Consider the following 1504-nt stretch of genomic DNA (forward strand, 5'->3'; position numbering starts at 1 on the left):
GCCACCAGACATAATAGCTGACAGACTAACAGACTGTTCCTTTCCATGGGTCTTTTCTGCAGTCACCGTCCTTGACACGAAGTTCGAATAGACCACCATGGAATGGAGCTGGGTGTTCCTGTTCTTTCTGTCCGTGACCACAGGCGTGCATTCTCAGGTGCAGCTGGTGCAGAGCGGCGCCGAGGTGAAGAAGCCCGGCGCCAGCGTGAAGGTGAGCTGCAAGACCAGCGGCTACGCCTTCACCGAGTACACCATGCACTGGGTGAGACAGGCCCCCGGCAAGGGCCTGGAGTGGATGGGCGGCATCAACCCCAACACCGGCGGCACCACCTACAACCAGAAGTTCCAGGGCAGAGTGACCCTGACCGTGGACAAGAGCAGCAGCACCGCCTACATGGAGCTGAGCAGCCTGAGAAGCGAGGACACCGTGGTGTACTACTGCGCCAAGCTGCTGAGACTGATGTACTACTTCGACTACTGGGGCCAGGGCACCCTGGTGACCGTGAGCAGCGCTAGCACCAAGGGCCCCAGCGTGTTCCCCCTGGCCCCTTGCAGCAGAAGCACCAGCGAGAGCACAGCCGCCCTGGGCTGCCTGGTGAAGGACTACTTCCCCGAGCCCGTGACCGTGTCCTGGAACAGCGGCGCTCTGACCAGCGGCGTGCATACCTTCCCCGCCGTGCTCCAGAGCAGCGGACTGTACTCCCTGAGCAGCGTGGTGACCGTGCCTTCCAGCAGCCTGGGCACCAAGACCTACACCTGCAACGTGGACCACAAGCCCAGCAACACCAAGGTGGACAAGAGAGTGGAGAGCAAGTACGGCCCTCCCTGCCCCCCTTGCCCTGCCCCCGAGTTCCTGGGCGGACCTAGCGTGTTCCTGTTCCCCCCCAAGCCCAAGGACACCCTGATGATCAGCAGAACCCCCGAGGTGACCTGCGTGGTGGTGGACGTGTCCCAGGAGGACCCCGAGGTCCAGTTTAATTGGTACGTGGACGGCGTGGAAGTGCATAACGCCAAGACCAAGCCCAGAGAGGAGCAGTTCAACAGCACCTACAGAGTGGTGTCCGTGCTGACCGTGCTGCACCAGGACTGGCTGAACGGCAAGGAATACAAGTGCAAGGTCTCCAACAAGGGCCTGCCTAGCAGCATCGAGAAGACCATCAGCAAGGCCAAGGGCCAGCCACGGGAGCCCCAGGTCTACACCCTGCCACCTAGCCAAGAGGAGATGACCAAGAACCAGGTGTCCCTGACCTGTCTGGTGAAAGGCTTCTATCCCAGCGATATCGCCGTGGAGTGGGAGAGCAACGGCCAGCCCGAGAACAACTACAAGACCACCCCCCCTGTGCTGGACAGCGACGGCAGCTTCTTCCTGTACTCCAGACTGACCGTGGACAAGTCCAGATGGCAGGAGGGCAACGTCTTCAGCTGCTCCGTGATGCACGAGGCCCTGCACAACCACTACACCCAGAAGTCCCTGAGCCTGAGCCTGGGCAAGTGAGCGGCCGCT

The 1504-nt window shown here is 61.4% G+C and carries 1 protein-coding gene; it reads left to right on the forward strand.

Annotation, left to right across the window (positions count from 1 at the left end):
- Nucleotides 1-97 precede the first annotated feature (97 nt).
- Nucleotides 98-1495 carry a hypothetical protein gene (locus MWU78_RS22200; RefSeq protein WP_247002002.1) on the forward strand — a complete coding sequence of 466 codons (1398 nt, stop codon included), beginning with the start codon at nt 98-100 and terminating at the stop codon, nt 1493-1495.
- Nucleotides 1496-1504 lie beyond the last annotated feature (9 nt).

Source organism: Arenibacter sp. F26102 (assembly GCF_023015865.1).
GTDB lineage: Bacteria > Bacteroidota > Bacteroidia > Flavobacteriales > Flavobacteriaceae > Arenibacter.